This window comes from Lysinibacillus sphaericus OT4b.31, assembly GCF_000392615.1.
Classification (GTDB): domain Bacteria; phylum Bacillota; class Bacilli; order Bacillales_A; family Planococcaceae; genus Lysinibacillus; species Lysinibacillus sphaericus_B.
Genome location: NZ_KB933398.1, coordinates 1,496,833 through 1,514,837, shown reverse-complemented (window position 1 = coordinate 1,514,837; position 18,005 = coordinate 1,496,833). Strand labels below are relative to the sequence as shown.

Annotated in this window: 18 protein-coding genes and 1 other annotated feature; of the genes, 1 reads left to right on the top strand and 17 read right to left on the bottom strand. The window is 38.1% G+C overall.

Going from position 1 to position 18,005, the window contains the following annotated elements; all coding sequences use genetic code 11:
* Positions 1-46: 46 nt before the first annotated feature.
* The 6 genes from H131_RS06820 to H131_RS06795 form a co-directional block, all read right to left on the bottom strand.
* Entirely contained in the window at positions 47-958 is a 912-nt protein-coding gene (locus tag H131_RS06820; RefSeq protein ID WP_010858356.1) for an RluA family pseudouridine synthase, read from the bottom strand.
* On the bottom strand, positions 955-1,434 hold the full coding sequence (lspA, locus tag H131_RS06815; protein ID WP_010858355.1) for a signal peptidase II: 480 nt from the start codon (positions 1,432-1,434) through the stop codon (positions 955-957). The genes H131_RS06820 and lspA overlap by 4 nt, the downstream gene beginning before the upstream one ends.
* 224 nt (positions 1,435-1,658) lie before the next feature.
* A complete protein-coding gene (locus H131_RS06810; protein ID WP_010858354.1) occupies positions 1,659-2,651 on the bottom strand; it encodes a methyl-accepting chemotaxis protein in 993 nt (330 codons plus the stop codon).
* Positions 2,652-2,667: 16 nt separating this feature from the next.
* Positions 2,668-3,798: an FIST signal transduction protein gene (locus H131_RS06805; RefSeq protein WP_010858353.1), complete on the bottom strand. Its 1,131-nt coding sequence runs from the start codon at positions 3,796-3,798 to the stop codon at positions 2,668-2,670.
* 117 nt (positions 3,799-3,915) lie between these two features.
* Complete coding sequence (locus tag H131_RS06800; protein WP_010858352.1) at positions 3,916-5,484, bottom strand: sodium/solute symporter; 1,569 nt, start codon at positions 5,482-5,484, stop codon at positions 3,916-3,918.
* Between the two features lie 24 nt (positions 5,485-5,508).
* A complete protein-coding gene (locus H131_RS06795; protein ID WP_010858351.1) occupies positions 5,509-5,838 on the bottom strand; it encodes a hypothetical protein in 330 nt (109 codons plus the stop codon).
* Positions 5,839-6,029: 191 nt separating this feature from the next.
* On the opposite strand from H131_RS06795, the gene H131_RS06790 reads away from it, so the two are divergent.
* A complete protein-coding gene (locus tag H131_RS06790; RefSeq protein WP_010858350.1) occupies positions 6,030-7,262 on the top strand; it encodes an AraC family transcriptional regulator in 1,233 nt (410 codons plus the stop codon).
* Between the two features lie 124 nt (positions 7,263-7,386).
* Here H131_RS06790 and ileS read toward each other — a convergent pair whose 3' ends face one another.
* The 11 genes from ileS to ftsZ form a co-directional block, all read right to left on the bottom strand.
* Complete coding sequence (gene ileS, locus H131_RS06785; RefSeq protein ID WP_036131174.1) at positions 7,387-10,155, bottom strand: isoleucine--tRNA ligase; 2,769 nt, start codon at positions 10,153-10,155, stop codon at positions 7,387-7,389.
* A 53-nt stretch (positions 10,156-10,208) separates the two neighbouring features.
* Positions 10,209-10,430: a binding site (T-box leader), on the bottom strand.
* Between the two features lie 131 nt (positions 10,431-10,561).
* Positions 10,562-11,086, bottom strand: coding sequence for a DivIVA domain-containing protein (locus tag H131_RS06780; protein ID WP_010858348.1), 525 nt, complete (start codon positions 11,084-11,086; stop codon positions 10,562-10,564).
* Between the two features lie 95 nt (positions 11,087-11,181).
* The gene (locus H131_RS06775; protein WP_010858347.1) at positions 11,182-11,973 is read right to left on the bottom strand and encodes a YlmH family RNA-binding protein; all 792 of its coding nucleotides are present in this window, start codon (positions 11,971-11,973) and stop codon (positions 11,182-11,184) included.
* A 91-nt stretch (positions 11,974-12,064) separates the two neighbouring features.
* The gene (locus H131_RS06770; RefSeq protein ID WP_010858346.1) at positions 12,065-12,343 is read right to left on the bottom strand and encodes a YggT family protein; all 279 of its coding nucleotides are present in this window, start codon (positions 12,341-12,343) and stop codon (positions 12,065-12,067) included.
* A 20-nt stretch (positions 12,344-12,363) separates the two neighbouring features.
* Positions 12,364-12,855, bottom strand: a complete 492-nt coding sequence (locus H131_RS06765) for a cell division protein SepF (protein WP_036129925.1) — start codon at positions 12,853-12,855, stop codon at positions 12,364-12,366.
* The gene (locus tag H131_RS06760) at positions 12,839-13,543 is read right to left on the bottom strand and encodes a YggS family pyridoxal phosphate-dependent enzyme (protein WP_010858344.1); all 705 of its coding nucleotides are present in this window, start codon (positions 13,541-13,543) and stop codon (positions 12,839-12,841) included. The genes H131_RS06765 and H131_RS06760 overlap by 17 nt, the downstream gene beginning before the upstream one ends.
* 171 nt (positions 13,544-13,714) lie before the next feature.
* Complete coding sequence (locus H131_RS06755; RefSeq protein ID WP_010858343.1) at positions 13,715-13,951, bottom strand: PRC-barrel domain-containing protein; 237 nt, start codon at positions 13,949-13,951, stop codon at positions 13,715-13,717.
* 134 nt (positions 13,952-14,085) lie between these two features.
* Entirely contained in the window at positions 14,086-14,859 is a 774-nt protein-coding gene (gene sigG, locus H131_RS06750) for an RNA polymerase sporulation sigma factor SigG (protein ID WP_010858342.1), read from the bottom strand.
* 114 nt (positions 14,860-14,973) lie between these two features.
* A complete protein-coding gene (sigE, locus tag H131_RS06745) occupies positions 14,974-15,681 on the bottom strand; it encodes an RNA polymerase sporulation sigma factor SigE (protein WP_024362133.1) in 708 nt (235 codons plus the stop codon).
* Positions 15,682-15,694: 13 nt separating this feature from the next.
* Complete coding sequence (locus H131_RS06740; RefSeq protein ID WP_010858340.1) at positions 15,695-16,528, bottom strand: sigma-E processing peptidase SpoIIGA; 834 nt, start codon at positions 16,526-16,528, stop codon at positions 15,695-15,697.
* 298 nt (positions 16,529-16,826) lie between these two features.
* Positions 16,827-17,984, bottom strand: coding sequence for a cell division protein FtsZ (ftsZ, locus tag H131_RS06735; protein ID WP_010858339.1), 1,158 nt, complete (start codon positions 17,982-17,984; stop codon positions 16,827-16,829).
* Positions 17,985-18,005: the final 21 nt, after the last annotated feature.

Genomic DNA, 18,005 nt, shown 5'->3' with positions numbered 1-18,005 from the left:
AGTTGTTCATTCACTGTCGTTAGTATAGACCTTCTTTAAATATTCGTCAATGGTTATTTCTTAACTCATCTAATAATTGGACATAATCAGCAGGAATAGGTGCTTCAAACTCCAAATATTCACCTGACGAAGGATGATCAAATCCTAATATACCCGCATGTAATACTTGTCCACCAAAATCCAAGGTCTTTTTCGGTCCATATTTTGGATCTCCAGCAAGGGGGAATCCTATATATTTCATATGCACGCGAATTTGATGTGTTCGTCCTGTCTCTAAGCGACATTCTACAAGCGTGTAATCGCCAAATCGTTCAGTTACTTGGAAATGTGTCACCGCATGCTTGCCATTATCAACAACAGCTTGTTTCTGTCTATCTTTTTGGTCACGTCCGATTGGTGCTTCAATCGTCCCTTTATCATGTGCGATATGCCCATGTACAAGGGCCGTATATTTACGAGTTACCGTTTTTTTCACAAGCTGGTCAACTAATGATACATGGGCCGTGTCATTTTTTGCAACCATTAGTAAGCCCGATGTATCCTTATCGATTCGGTGTACAATGCCTGGACGCATTACACCATTAATGCCTGATAAGTCTTTACAATGATACATTAAGCCGTTTACGAGTGTCCCTGTCAAATGACCTGGCGCCGGATGAACTACCATCCCCTTTGGCTTGTTGACAACGAGTACATCCGCATCTTCATAGACGATATCAAGGTCTAAGTTTTCAGCTATTACATCTAATGGCTCTGCCTCTGGTACAGTTATTTCGACAATGTCGCCTACTTTTACCTTATATTTCGCTTTTACTGTCTCACCATTCACTTTGACAATACCTTCTGTAACCCAATTGCCAATTTGTGTACGTGACCATTCTGTTTGCACAGTTGAAAGCGCCTTATCAATACGCTCTCCTTGTTGCTGTTCTTCGATTGTATATGTTACTTGCGTCATTGTTTCACCTGTTTCTTTTCTTTTTTATCTTCGATGATTAAACCAATCATTAGGACAACTACAGCAACTGTTAATGCCGCATCTGCAATATTAAAGATAGGGAAATCATAATTCATCACTGGAATTAACACATCAACAAAATCGACCACTTCGCCTCTAAATAAACGGTCGATAAAGTTACCTATAGCTCCACCCAGTAATAGCATTAAGCCCACTTGGAAAATCGGTTTTCCCTTAGCTTCTTTATGATAAAAGTAAATGATGGCAATAATAACGCCCACTGTCACAATCGTAAACAACCACATTTGTCCTTCTAACATTCCCCATGCGGCCCCTCTATTTCGATGAGATAAAATACCAAACCAAGGGTCCCATACAGAAATACGCTCACCATATTCCATATTTTTCACAATTAGCCATTTTGTCCATTGATCTAAAAGGATCACAAAAGCGGCCAATCCATAATATTTATACACAGCCATTCCTCCGTTCGCTCAACATCTTACCTATTCTACCATAAGAGCCTATAGAGGAATAACTAATATACCATGAAAATATTGCTGAAAAACTAATAGGGTCTAGGTCAGTAGCGCTCAGGTAAGTCTCAAGTTCTGCTCAGGTGAGAATCAGGACCGTTCGGGTAGTCTCAAGCACCGCTCAGGTCTAGGTCAGCTACAGCTCGGGCTTGTAGCCTGCTGTTTCAGGAAAGCCTCTGTTGGCGCACTGCCTCTGCTAAATAATATAGTTGCGAAATATAGGAGGTAATATCGTTAGCATTGTAAAATTTATCCTGCGAGAAGGCATACAGTTCATTAATTTCTTCAATGGAGATCTGTGTCGCTTCCATAATTGCCATAATTTGCAGTTGGAAAGCAGTTACTTCCGACATCGTTTGATTCGTTGCCTGCTGAATGGCTGTCATATTGCTAAATAGCGCTTGTTCTGATTGTTCGATCTTTTCAAAAAAGGCCATTGTATTGTTTGCCATATTCTGTGTTTCACTAACAATTTGCGCTTCCTGCACCATTGTTGTGGACAGTAGCTCCATTCGACCCACGATATCCGTTACCTTTGTACGAATGTGCACCAATGCACCTTTACTTTGCTCAGCCAATTTACGAACCTCTTGCGCTACAACCGCAAAGCCTTTACCATGCTCCCCTGCACGTGCAGCTTCAATCGATGCATTTAGTGCAAGGAGGTTCGTTTGATCAGCGATATCACTAATCATTTTCGTAAATGCCATAATATTATTTGTTTCTATTTGAACATCTTTCATTGATTGCTCTAAACGATTGAACACGTCCATTACTTTTTCCATTTGTCCAAAAAGCTTCGTCATATTGTTATTGCCTTCTGCCACTAAACGAATGTTTTCCTTGCCCTGTTCCTCTACAACATTTGTGATTTCATGGACATGCTCTGTCTCGCGAACCATTCGCTCTGCACCTTCATGGGAATCATGTAATGCTTGCTGTTGTATTGCAAGTGATTTTTTGATGCCTGTTATCTGTTCGATAAATATACTATCAGCTTTTGCATTTTTTTCGTTCGCCGTACCCAGTAATCCAATTAAATCAAACATACCGTTTAAAATCATATCACGCTCTTCTTTCGTTAAACCATTTATTTCCATTATAAGCGCTTCTTCACGATGTTCGTCTTGAGGACGTATGAAAAGTTGTTTTAGCATCTTTTTTCTCCTGTCATCATTTGCCAAACCCTATCAATAATAAGGTTTGGTTGATTAATGATTTATTTAACTGTTCACCGTAGCTAGAAAATCCCGCTAGGTTTGGTAGTTGGCTTAATTCTTTATTAAGTGCTGGAAATAACCGTTGCTCTTGAAACTGTAATTTTCGCAAAATACAATTACATGCTAGGACACCCTCTAGTCGATTAAATTGCCTAGTAAATGTAGCTAATGTCGTTTGTAATGTTTCAACTGGATCCCTAGGTTCTAACAGTTCCACGACAGCATCTTGGTACACTTGACAATAAAATGCAATAGCTCCATTGGCCTCCACTCGAAATGGAGAGGCAATTAACAATTCTTCATTAAAGCAACGTCCAAGTGGATTTTTCATAAAATAACGAGGCAATTGTTGTTCACTCACACCTAATGCTTTTGCGTAAGAACTTGCCGCTGTTTCATCATTAATTTCATAGACGATACGTTTTTCTGGATCAGCCTTTGTAATTTTCAATTCGATACCTGTACTTTTAAAAATATTCTCTTTTTGGATATAAAAATCGAGGTATGGTTTGATAAAAACAACGACTCCTCCTTTATCAGTTAGTTGACCGTTCAAGCTGACAATTGTTTTGTCAAATTTTTCATCATCTCCTGCTGTACCACCAAAAATCGGAAAACCATCATGATGAAAGATAGAATTGACAATAGATAGCATTTTTTCTTCTCCTGCAACTAGGCCCGTTGGAAAAATAAAAGCCAGACCCTCTTTGTCAATTTGTGGACTCTCTAGAGGAATGCCTAATTTTTTTGCACTTTGCAACAATTTATTACGATCAAAAATTGGATACTTTTCAATATTGGTCATCAGCACGGCTTGTACTTGTCCGAAATCCTTTCCGTAACTTTGTGCACTCAAGCTATGCTCTGAAAATCCTTGGGGACCAATTTCACCAGTCGTTGTTACACCCACTACTTCACTATTCGGATACTTTTCGTTAAAATAGCATGTTAATTGTTCAAAGGTATGGACTGTGCTCGTAAAAAACAAAACAAGTGAAGGCTCAATATGTAATTTTGCACTAACTTCTCTAAATGCCTGTGCAGTATTTCTTGTCGTAGATAAAGCTGAAAGTATATCTGACATAGGACATGTCTCCTCCTAGCATAATTTGTAAATATTATAGCACGAAATGATACTACTATAATAAACAAAAAGCTATTTCTATCACTTGATCAGCAATAGAAATAGCTAGCAGAGCTCTTATACCGTTTCAGATTCTTTTGAGTGTACACGCTTCATGAAATCATTTACGTCAGCAGGCACTTTTCTATCTAATAAGGACACGATAATAACAGATAGGAAACCAACAGGTACTGTCACGATACCAGGAATTTTAAATTGTAAAAAACTTGGTAGCGTTCCTGGAAGGAAAATCATCCACATCGACACAGCAAGTCCGATTATTAAGCCTGCTATTGCTCCTTTTTCTGTCATACCTCTCCACCAAATCCCTAAAATAAAAATTGGTGTAAATGTACTCGCAGCAACTGTAAACGCTAAAGCGACTAAATGACCAATCGATGCATCTTTCACGAGTAAACCAAGCGCACCGTAAAGAACACCTAAAATCACGATGGCCACTTTTCCTGCAATAACTCGTTGTTTTTGAGTAATATCCTTTTTCATGAAAGTGGCATATAAATCATGTGCCAATGCACCAGAACTTGTGATAAATAACCCCGATAAATTCGAGAAAATGGCTGCGAACGCCCCTGCTATAACAAGGCCAAGTAACCAATCTCCTCCGAGTGCAAGCGCAGTCGTTGGAATAACCATATTGTTCCCGCCAAGCACTAAATCACGCATTACCTCTTCACTTGCAGTACCAGAAATGAAAATTGCACGACCAACAACACCTAAGTATACGGCTAGTAAGAAGAATGCACTTGCAATACCAATTGCCATTAATGCTGATTTACGTGCCGCCTTCGCACTAGGGTTTGTATAAAAGCGCAATAAAATATGTGGAAGACCAATAGTACCTAACGCTAATCCAATAGTCATACTAATTGTTTGCCAGAAGGTCGGGAAATAAAAGCCTGTCCCAGTCCATGCCGCACCGTCAAAATTAACATCACTTCCATCTAAGGCATATGGTGACGTACCTGTAATAGGACCACTGAAAGAATGAATAGCTGCTAAAATTTTATCGTAATGTAAACCTCCGTACATTGCAGCGATCAACATGACTATAAATGCACCTAGACGAATCCAAAGCTCCAATGCTTGGTTAATAGTTGTTCCTTTCATACCGCCTATCCCTACATAGAAAATCATAACAACACATGTAAAAATGATACCGAATTCATAGGAAGTACCAAAGAACATACTTAGAATTTGAGCTGCGCCTAAAAGCTGAGGTGCTGCATAGAATCCTGAAATAGCTAATACGACTAAAACTGCCGCTAGCCGTGCTCTTCGGCTATGAAAACGGTAAGCTAAAAAGTCTGCTACTGTAAATGCACCAAAACGTCTTAATGGTCCTGCAACAAATATAGCTAAAAGCGTTAAACCAATTGAGAAACAAAATGCATAATATGCACCATCATAGCCTAGTTGAAAAGTTAAACCAGCGATCCCGAGGAATGTAGCTGCACTTAAATAATCTCCTCCAATTGCTGAGCCATTGGTAAACCACCCGAAGCTTCGTCCCCCAACGAAGAAATCAGACGCAGTTGTATTTCTTTTTGTTAAATACGTAATGTAGACAATTGTCCCCATTAGCGCAATTGTTAACAGCATTTTCGGTTCTAGTAAGGCTTCAATCATTCAACATACCCCCTTTTAGTCAAACTATTTATTTGTCGTTTCGTACTTCTTTAAGCGTTTTTCATACAATGTCGTATGCACATAGGCAATTACGAAGGCCATTGCCATCATAACGACCGTTGTTACAAACCAAGTGACTGTCATACCGCCCCATATTTTCTTAAAAGCGAATTCAGGAACAAACCAGTTCATAACCGGAATACTAAAAATAAAAATAAAATACAACACGGTTAAACCAAAACCCGTTTTAAACTCATCTTTCATAATTTTATTTGTTGTTGGATCTAATGGTGGTAAATCTTTTACATCGATCGTTCCTGCTTCAACATAATCGTAATCATGACTCCCTGCCATCTTACTAACCCCCTCTTTGTTTACGCAAATAATTATCTGAAATTTCAAATTATTATTTACTACAACTATTCTATTCTATTTAGAAAATAATATAGTTACAAAATATTGCTGTATTAGTACAAAAAAGTACTATATTAAGTTAAAATATTTCTATTATTCCTTTTTCATTTTTTGCAATTAGAAGGGAGCTATTGATCATTTTAAACGTTGTGTGGTACGTTGAGAATTTAGTTGAAAAACAGCACATGATCGGTTGGTTAGAGGAATTTTTGCCGAATACGTTTGTTGTTTGTGAAGAACCAGCTACTAACGAAGTGGCAATTTTCGTCTATGAAATTAACCGCTTATTTGATTGGGTAAAGGTCAATCGTTTAAGGAGAAACTATCCTAATAGTATTATTGTCCCAATTGTTGCAGTACACTTAACCTATTCGACTGGCATCGCAATTGAATTAAATTTACAAGCACTTCTCATAAAACCATTGCAGAAGCAAAAATTTTTACGAACCGTAAAAAAACTTTATACATCCTCTAAAGAGAAGCAGGCACATACACTTACGATGCTTGAACTATCACAGCAAATTTCGCTAGACCATACGTCTCCTTTTAGAGAAGCATTTTTGAGACGTCTTATTCGTGGTGAAATCGATAATGAACAAGAGATTATACAAGCTGCTGCATTTTTATCAACCGACTGTATACCAAACCTTGTCTTTTTAATTCAAGGATACATGGATGTTAATGACCACAGCCAAGTAACTGATGATGCAAGTTCGGTGATTTCTAATGTGTTTCGGCAATATTTTGCTGATAAGGCTCCTCTGTCTTTTTTAAATTTTGAACGTTACTTATTACTATTAATGCGTATTCCCAATGACTATACTTCTTTTAAACATTGGGCTGAGGGCGTGCATTGTTTGCATGAGGTTATCGAGGTTTTGAAAAAAGACTATAGTATTCATCTTTTTATGGGGGTCGGTGGGGTATTTCGGCAATCACTACAAGTCAAGGAGTCCTATAGTCAAGCAAGAAAGGCTCGAAGAAAACCACCCGTTGATAATATTCATATCCGTTTTTATGAGGATTTAACGAAGCATGAACAGCTTCAAAAAGCCATCCAATATATAGAGGAGCATTATGATGAACAGATTGTCATAAGTGATGTTGCTAAATACATTAACTTTAGTTCCACCCATTTTAGCAGATTGTTTAAAAAAGAAACGGGCCGCAATTTCGTAGATTACGTAGCTTTTACACGTATTATTAAAACACTCCCCTTTTTACGAAAATACGATTATACCGTTGAAAAGATTTCCGCAAGCTCTGGTTTTAATACGCCTAATTATTACAGCCTTACTTTTAAAAAATACGTTGGACTTTCACCAACCGACTACCGCAATACAAAGGAAATTTTATTTAAATAAAAAATGAGCAGCCGATTTTAACATCGCGCTGCTCATTTCTAAATTCATCCAAGTGAATAATTCTAACTCTTTAAGATCGAATGCATCTCATCTCTTTAAGGATGGTCGTATTTACTTTAGCTTTTTATACGTAATACTTTTCCACTACTTCTGCACAGCGTGCGCAAACCGTTGGATGCGCTTCGTTCGTACCTACTGTTTGCGAAATTGACCAACAACGCTCACATTTCTCACCTGTTGCTTTTTCAACAACGATGGATGCATGCTCAAGAGCTAATGCTTCAGCAGGCGCTGCTTCAAATGGTGCTACTTCAAAGTCAGATACGATTGATAGTTGTGCAAAATCAATATTTGCATCTTTCAATAATGTTAAAACATGTTCTTTTGCATAAACTGTTACTTTTGCTTCTAGAGATTTACCGATTGTTTTGGCATTTCGTGCTTCCTCTAATGCTTTTAGAATATCATCACGTACATCGATAATTGATACCCATTTCATGCGCAAGCTTTCGAAGTTTTCTTGCTCATCAACCTCTGGTAAATCTGTTAATTGAACAGATACTTCATCTACTAAGCCTTGCTCGTGTAAGTAAGACCAAACCTCATCTGTTGTATGTGGAATAATTGGTGTCATTACTTTTACTAATGTCATTAATGTGTCGTAAATGACTGATTGCATTGCACGACGATCTTTATTGTCATGCCCTTCAATGTACACAACATCTTTTGCGATGTCTAAGTAGAATGAAGATAATTCAACAGCGACAAAGTTATTGATTGTATGGTAGACAGCTGCAAAATCATAGCGATCATAAGCAGCACGCACAGTTTTTAAGACGTCTTGCAAGCGCATGTATACATATTGGTCCATTTCACGTAAATCAGCATATGCTACGCGGTCAGTCTCTGGTTTGAAATCGGCAATATTTCCGTGTAAGAAACGGAATGTATTACGAATTTTGCGGTATACTTCAGAAACTTGCTTTAACATATCCATTGAAATACGTACATCGGCCGTGTAATCAACAGATGCTACCCATAAACGTAAAATATCTGCACCATATTGATCCATTACCTTTTGCGGAATAATGACATTGCCGAGTGACTTACTCATTTTACGCCCTTCACCATCAAGCACGAAACCATGCGTTAGTAAACCTTTATAAGGTGCGTAGCCATTAATTGCTACTGATGTAATTAATGATGAGTTAAACCAACCACGGTGTTGGTCTGAACCTTCTAAATACAAATCAGCAGGATATTTCATTCCACGTTCAACTAGCACACTTTGGTGAGAAGAACCTGAGTCAAACCATACGTCCATAATATCGTTTTCTTTTGTGAACTCACCGTTCGGGCTTCCTGGATGTGTAAAGCCTTCTGGTAGTAATTCTTTTGCCGACTTTTGGAACCAAATATTTGAGCCATGCTCACGGAACAATGCTGAAATACGTGAAATTGTTTCTGGTGTAATAATTGGTTCACCATTTTCTGCATAAAAAATTGGAATTGGCACACCCCATGCACGTTGACGAGAAATAACCCAGTCCCCACGGTCACGAATCATGTTATAAAGACGTGTTTCGCCCCAAGTTGGTGTAAATGTTGTTGATTTAACAGCTGCCAGTAACTCATCGCGGAAAGCATCAATTGACGCAAACCATTGTGGTGTCGCACGGTAAATAACTGGTTTTTTTGTACGCCAATCGTGTGGATAAGAGTGCGTAAAGAAGTCTAATTTTTCTAATGCGCCGACTTCTGCTAATCGCTCTGTCACCATTTTATTCGCATCATTATAGAAGACACCTTCAAAGCCTGGAGCTTCTTCTGTATAACATCCACGATTATCAACAGGACTAAGGATTGGTAAGCCATATAATTTACCAATATTATAGTCGTCTTCCCCGTGTCCAGTAGCTGTATGAACACAACCAGTACCAGCTTCAGCTGTTACATGCTCACCAACCATGACAAGTGACTCGCGATCATAGAATGGATGTTGTGCGACAAGGCGGTCTAGCGCTTCTCCTTTTACTTCCTGTAGAACTTCATAAGTTGCCCACTCAAGCTCTTTTGCGATTGTTTCCAATAATTCTTTGGCAATGATGAATTTTTTATCTGCTACTGCTACAACTACATAGATAAATTCTGGGTTTAAAGAAATTCCTAAGTTCGCTGGAATTGTCCAAGGTGTCGTTGTCCAGATGATAAATTTCGCATCTGTTGGTACAACACCTTTTGCATCTTTAATGGCAAAGCTTACATAAATAGATGCTGATTTTACATCTTTATATTCGATTTCTGCTTCTGCTAGTGCTGATTCAGAAGAGGGTGACCAATATACTGGCTTTAAGCCTTTGTAAATATAGCCTTTTTCCGCCATCTTACCGAATACTTCAATTTGACGAGCTTCAAAAGTTGGCTTTAATGTGATATAAGGATTTTCCCAGTCACCACGAACACCTAAACGACGGAATTGTACACGTTGGTTGTCGATTTGTTCATAAGCATATTCTTCACATAATTTACGGAAATCTGCAACCGACATTTCTTTACGCTTTACACCTTTGTTTGTTAACGCTTGCTCGATAGGTAAACCATGTGTATCCCAACCAGGAATGTAGTTAACATGGTAGCCAGTCATAGAACGATGGCGTGTAATCATATCCTTTAGCACTTTATTTAAAGCATGGCCGATATGAATATCACCGTTTGCATAAGGAGGGCCATCATGCAACACATACTCTGGGCGATCTTTCGTACGCTCCATTTGCAGTTTATTGATGTCCATTTCATTCCATTTGTCTTGCATCTTCGGTTCATTGGCCGGCAAGTTTCCGCGCATTGGGAAATTCGTTTTCGGCATTAATAAGGTTTCTTTATACTCAACCATTTGTAATTCCTCCTCTTTTTTTGCAAACAAACAAAAAAGCCCCTCAATCCCTAAAAAGGGACGAGAAGCTTGACTCGCGGTACCACCCTAGTTGCAGTACATAAAAGTACTACCTCTTGAAAGCACGTTAACGTCGTGCGCTCCGAAATAACTTACTAAACGTTCAGTTATTCAGCTCAGGAGTGATGTTCTTTGTTATTTGAATGTTTGGGCTCCCACTATCCCCAAATCGCTTCACTACGCCTAACAAATACTGTCTCCATCTTCGCCTGTATGCATATCTGTTCTAAATAATTACTATTACCATAGTATATGAAAATCCATCATTAACGTCAAGTTAAACAAATAGTAAGTAGATGTTGGTCAACTCTACAGACCGTTATAAACACTCAATGAGGTCGATTTCTTAAACTTCGTCTGATTCCTGCGCTTCTTCAACAGATGATTGAATTTCCGTTAAATCTATATCATATTGTAACAAATGATCCCAATCATCAGCATTTAGTAAATCAAGCTGGGCTTCTACAAGCATTTTAAAACGATTTCTGAAAACCTTTGATTGTTTTTTCAACTCATCAATTTCAATCGTGACTTTACGTGCTTTTGTTAAAGCCTCATTAATAATGCGATCGGCATTTTTCTCTGCCTCTTTCACAATTAGCTTTGCTTCTTTTTGTGAATTTCTTCGCACTTCATCAGCGGCCTCTTGAGCCACAACAATTGATTTTTGTAATGTTTCTTCTAATGAGCTGAAATATCTCGCTTGTTCTACAGCCATTTCTAGCTGCTTGTCGACTTCCTTTTTTTCACGCAATAAAATCTCATAATCTTTAATAATCTGATCCAAAAATTCATTTACTTCATCTTCTGCATAACCTCTAAAAGATTTTGTAAACTCCTTATTATGTATATCAATAGGTGATAATGGCATACAATCCTTCTCTCCTTTACATGTACATTCGTTCTTCCTATTATACAATTGTTCCAACAACTTAGCAGTAAAAATTAATGAAATTTACTTGATTTTTAGCTTTTTTGGGCCAATCGACCGATTTGCAAGCGAATTTTATCTTTTTTTGTACGACCTTCTGTCATAACAATTTTCACACGACCGCTTCCTCTTACGGACAAAATATCGCCTTCTTGTAATTCGAAAGCAACAGCCTCTCGCTCAGTCCAATTTACCCTTACTTTCTTACCAGTAATAAGTGCTTGTGCCCTTTGGCGCGAAACCTTTAACACACTTGCAATAATAACATCTAGACGCATTGAAGAAACCGTATGGGATTCTTCCACCCATTCATCGTCATTTTCAATGAGGGACTCGGTCTCTTTAATCGATTCCACATGCACTTTGACTTTGCCAATGCCAGTTAAATGGAGTCGGACATAATCTGCAACCTCATCAGCGACAACAAATTGAAGCTGTTGCTCATTGACGCGAATATCACCAAATTTAGCGCGATCTAAACCTAAAGACAATAATGCACCTAAAACATCTGGATGACGTAATTGTATAAACTTAGCAGGATAATGTATGGTAAACACGCTTAGTTGGAAATCCTCCAATTGCGGTTCGAAATACGATGGAAAGATTAGCATACGCTGACGTTCAGCCTCATGAAAAAGGCCCGCACTCATCGTTTTTAGGGCTGCTTCATCCTGCCCAATAATGGATGTCACAATGAATCGTTGCCTTGGATCTAAAAAATCAGTCAGTTTTGGAGCATAACGATCCTCTACCTCACGTTGCCAACTCACTACCTGTTCGATAAAAGGCTGCTCGTCCTTCCTAAAATGTTGAATTAAATGCTCCATATACCCACCTCTTCTAACTTTCTTCCATAGATGCCATACCTAGTATTTCCCTATTAAACAAAAAATCCTCACCAACTGTGAGGATTTCCAGCTAAAACATTAAGTATATTTTTTGAATCACAATAAAAAGCCCATTTTGAATAAAATTCAATAGGAAAATTGCCACAATAGGAGAAATATCAATCATACCGATTGGAGGAATGAACTTTCTGAAAATCCCCAAATACGGCTCACATACTTTTTCAAGCATCCGACCAATTGCTGAGTTTTGTGCAGCGGGTATCCAAGACATTAAAATATATGCAACTAGCATAAAAGAGTACACTTTAAATGCTATAGACACATAATACATAATTATATAAAAAGTCATATAAACTACAATCCTCGCTTTTAATTATCGTCTAAAATAAAATTTGAAATTTCGCCAGATACTTCTACATTATCTGGTGTACATAGGAATATATCTTTACCGATGCGTTGTATATCACCGCCAAGTGCATAAACCGTGCCACTTAAAAAATCGATAATTCGTACACCCTGCTCACGATCTATACGTTGTAGATTGACAATTGTAGCACGTTTGTTTTTTAAGTTTTCCGCAATATCCTGGGCCTCTGCATAAACTCTCGGTTCTACTAATACCACTTTTGCTCCTTTAGAATTCATAGCTGCCTGTAAACTGACAATATTATTAGCAGACGCGCTTTGTGGTACAATTTCATGAATCGGTGCCTTACGTTCTTTTATGACCTTTTTAGAGTTGGCTGCATGAATCGGCTGTTGTTGCACGGGTTGTTGCTGTTGAATAGGAGCTTGCGTGATTTCTTCTTCTAATTCTTCTTCAAGATAAAAGAAGTTTTTGATTTTATTTTTCATGCTCATCCTGTTCCCCTCTTTCATTTCCAACAAGAGCCGTTCCGACTCGAACGAATGTAGCTCCTTCCTCTACCGCTATTTCAAAGTCATTAGACATGCCCATTGATAACTCGGTACAAGGTGCGTGTGCGAATCCTCGCTCGGCTATTTGCTGTTGACATTGTTTTAATTGCTTAAAAACAGAGCGAATCATTGTTTCGTCCTCTGTATTTGGTGCCATTGTCATCAAACCAACAACTTGAATTTTCGTAAAGTTTTGTAAAGATTCGATAAAAGTTATAGTCTCTTCGGCTGTTAAACCATGCTTAGATTCTTCACCTGATACATTAACTTGTACAAAGCATTTTACAGGCTTGTTTGCTCTTTTTTCAATTTCTTCAGCTAAGCTCAATCGATCCAATGAATGTAAGTAATCAATATCATTAATGATTTGTTTCACTTTACGTGTTTGAAGTGAACCAATATAATGCCAATGTACATCAGCTTGAATCGCTTCAATTTTAAGTTTTAAACCTTCAGGGCGATTTTCTCCTACATGCATTAGCCCCGCTTCAATCGCTTCTTGCGTTCTTGCTACAGAAACCTCTTTAGTCACCGCTATAATTTGAACATTATCGTGTTCACGATTTGCACTTTTTTGTGCTGCTTGTATTTGTTCAGTAATTTTGTATAAATTTGTTAAGATTTTCGTCACTTTTTTCCCAACTTTGCAACATTAGTTTCTTTTATTGTAACAAGCAACGCTTTATTTATCAATAAATAGCCTGACCTATTAGTAAAGTACATTTGTGCTGTTCGTACGCAACTGAGGTAAAAATAGTCGCAGATTGGCTATTTATATGAACTAGCAGCACAAACATTCGTTTTATGATAGTGCCTTCACAAGGATGACATCCTTTCCCACAACAAGCACATCTTTCATATAAACTTTTCTAACTGAATCTTCTCCCCTAAAAAACCCAAGATACTTACGAGGCTCTGCTATCATAAAAGCAGTTACATAGCCTGTTTCCTTTGAAACCTCTGCATCTACAACAAACCCTAAAAAACGTCCATTACCTGCTTCTATAACTTCTTTTTGCTGTAAATTTGAGAAACGCATCTGTACCCCTCCTAAATCAATTGAACCATCAATAAATGTACCCGTTGCTATCACTTTGACTGTCGCTCAGTAAGCGTTTTTCTAACTAAATGAAGATAAAATGCGCACCGAAATCTCGGGTGCGCATTGTCTACTTACTTATAATCTTTCTGCATCGTTTCTATTGCATTTTTTTCTAGACGTGAAATTTGCGCTTGAGAAATCCCCAGTTCCTTTGCAATTTCAGTTTGTGTCTCACCAAAATAAAAACGCTTTGCTACAATCATTTGCTGACGTTCATCTAACTTTTGCAAGCTTTCTTTCACCGACACGTAGGCAACCCATTGATCTTCCGATACATCATCATCACGTAATTGGTCCATCATATAAACAGCGTCTCCACCGTCTGAATAAATTGGCTCTTGTAATGAAACTGGGTCTTGAATGGCATCTAAAGCAAATAAAACATCTTCCTTTTTCATGTCAATCATTTCAGCAATTTCTTCAATCGTTGGTTCTCGCAAATTATCGGTTATCCATTGCTCTTTTGCCTGCATCGCCTTGTACGCAATATCTCTTAGTGAGCGAGAAACACGTAGTGCATGATGATCACGCAGATGGCGACGAATTTCTCCAATGATCATTGGTACAGCATATGTTGAAAATCGTACATTATGCTTTAAATCAAAATGATCAATGGCTTTCATGAGGCCAATACAGCCTACCTGAAATAAATCATCTGCCTGTTCACCCCTATAGGCAAATCGCCCGACAATACTGAGCACTAACCTTAAATTGCACATTACAAGCTCTTCACGAATCTCTGTTTCTCCTGCTTGTAAACGGATGAAGAGTTCCTTCATTTCCTCGTGCTTTAAAATTGGCAAAGTCGATGTATCTAAGCCGCAAAGATCTACTTTTGTTCGCATATTCGATTCCTCCGGATGTTATTCTCTGACTAAACCGTTACATCAGTTTGTCCGACAGAATCAAGAATATGCAGAAAAATTTCGACCAATTTTAGGTAGGATAAATTTCCCTAACTATGATATTGGCTGATTCAAATTTTCCCGTAAATCTTGAATAATTTTCTTCTCTAGACGGGAAATATATGATTGCGAGATACCTAAATGATCAGCTACTTCTTTTTGCGTCATTTCAATTTTTCCGTTTAAGCCAAAACGACATTCCATAATATATCTTTCACGCGCACCTAGTAAATTTATGGCATGGAACATATGTTGTCGCTCGATTTTCTTTTCCACATTATCTAAAATTATATGTTCCTCTGTTCCTAAAATATCTGACAAAAGTAATTCATTTCCATCTGCATCTGAATTTAATGGCTCATCTAGTGAAACCTCACCCTTCATGCGACTTGTCTTACGTAAATGCATCAAGATTTCATTTTCAATACAACGTGATGCGTACGTTGCAAGCTTAATATTTTTATCGGTATTGAACGTTTCAATCGCCTTAATCAAACCAATTGATCCAATACTTATTAAATCCTCAATTGGTGTACCCGTATTATCAAAACGTCTAGCAATATATACTACAAGACGTAAATTACGTTCAATAAGTGTGTCTCTTGCTCGTAAATCTCCGTTCATAAAGGATGCAATGACTGTGACTTCTTCTTCTCGACTTAGTGGCACTGGCAATGAATCATTTCCCCCTATATAGTACGTTTCACGACTCCGAAACTTACCCCATAATTTTTTCAAGCTAGCAAGTAGCCTAAGAAGCAATAGTTCTCCCCCTCTATGAGTTATTTGAAAGCGCTGAAAAATGTAAAATTGCTGCTGTGCTATGTGGAAAATTTTTAGCTTTTTTCGTTAAAACGATATATTCATTTGCTTTCACTTGTGACGGTTCTCCTTTTATAAGCCACTCATCAAAGCGAAAACCTAATACAACTGCTTGTTGTTGCACTGTATTTACATGAATAAATCGAATTAGTCGTTGATAATCTGCTGAAAACATTGATACATCGTACGGATCAGTTTCTTGCCATTCAGATAATCCTTTTCGTATCGCTACTGGTAAATGTGGTCGTAAAGCGGTATAAGAAACAAAATGGACAGGTTTTCCTGATAAAGGCTCGATGCATTGATTTCCTGTATCAACAAATGCCGACAGTGGTATCATTACATCGAAAATCCTTAATGTTGTATCAAAAACAAACTGACCACTTATACGCTCCAACTTCACAAACCCCCATTGTTTATAAAAAACAGCGAGATAGCCAATTGCTAACAATAAACAAATGACAATCAAATGAATGACAGATAGATTCTTTAAATACGGTTGTAACGCAGTTAAAAGTCCGCCAATAACAATTGTTGCTACCAATACAATTGGTCCTTGCTTCTGAAAACTTCGAATCTTGAATTGAAATGCAATACCAATTAGTACGATAAAACTTAGCAATATTGTCATCAGCATTTGACCACCGATTACAGCTATCAAACTACTACAAATAGAACTCACTAATAATCTCGTATTCTTTACATGAACCCGTGTTACTTTTGCCGTAAACGTGAGTATCGCTAGATTATAAAGCGTATTAATGAGCACCAGCCATTCTCCATACATAACAGCCGCCTCCTACTTACAAAGTTAGCACGCCACAGTCACAAATATTGTCAAACAATCGCATCAATTCGTTAAAATGTTTTGACAAAATACATGCTTTCCTTACACATTTGAACATAATAAAGAAAATCATTTTCTTTCAAGTCCGGAACCACAAAGTTCAAATCATCCATAACATCTGTCAAAAGAAGTAAGCGAAAGCGTAGAACCGATGGTACAAAACCAGCCCTATAAATATAAAAAGCTCGTATTTTACCGAAGTAAAATACGAGCTTTCAAGAAGATAAATACTTGTCTTTTATCCACGATTTTTACGATTACGTAAAAATGCAGGTACTTCAAGCATATCATCCTGTGCATAATTCTGCTGGTTTTGACGTGGTTGTTCTTGCTGAACATGAACCTCTTGACGTTGCTCACGAATTGGCGCTTGTTGTTGAGGAGCAGCTTGTCTATTGGCATTTAATGTTGGACGTGCAACCCCACGATGTTGTTGTAAAGCTTCTTCAGAGAAACCAGTCGCTATGACTGTTACGATAATTTCATCTTTTAAATTCTCGTTAATAACAGAACCGAAAATCATATTTACTTCTTCGTCAGACGCGGAAGCTACGATATCGGCTGCTTCTTGTACTTCAAATAAGCTAAGGTTTGAGCCGCCAGTAATATTCATAAGAACACCTTTAGCGCCGTCAATTGATGATTCAAGTAAAGGACTTGAAATCGCTTTTTTCGCTGCTTCTGCAGCACGGTTTTCACCTGTTGCTATACCGATTCCCATTAATGCAGAACCTTTATTAGACATTATTGTTTTTACGTCTGCAAAGTCTAAGTTAATAAGACCCGGGGTTGCGATTAAATCTGATATACCTTGTACACCTTGACGTAAAACATTATCCGCTTCGCGGAAGGCTTCTAACATTGGCGTAGATTTATCGACAATTTGTAATAGCTTGTCGTTTGGAATCACGATTAATGTATCTACCGCTTCCTTCATGCCGCCAATACCACCGATTGCTTGTGTTTGACGTTTGCGACCTTCAAATGTGAAAGGTCTTGTTACTACACCGACTGTGAGTGCTCCTAGATCACGCGCAATTTGTGCGATCACTGGCGCAGCACCAGTACCTGTGCCACCACCCATTCCAGCCGTTACGAATACCATATCCGCACCGCGTAGAACTTCTTCTAACTGTTCACGGCTTTCTTCAGCAGCCTTTTTCCCTACCTCGGGATTTGCACCAGCCCCTAAACCACGTGTAAGCTTTGTACCAATTTGTAACTTTATTTCAGCCTTCGATAAATTCAAAGCCTGTGCATCTGTATTTACTGCGATAAAGTCAACACCCTGTACACCATGTTCTATCATTCGGTTGACAGCGTTGTTACCGCCGCCACCGACACCAATGACCTTTATAACTGCAAGTTGATCAACACTTGTATCAAATTCTAACATACTTTTTTTCCTCCCACGGTA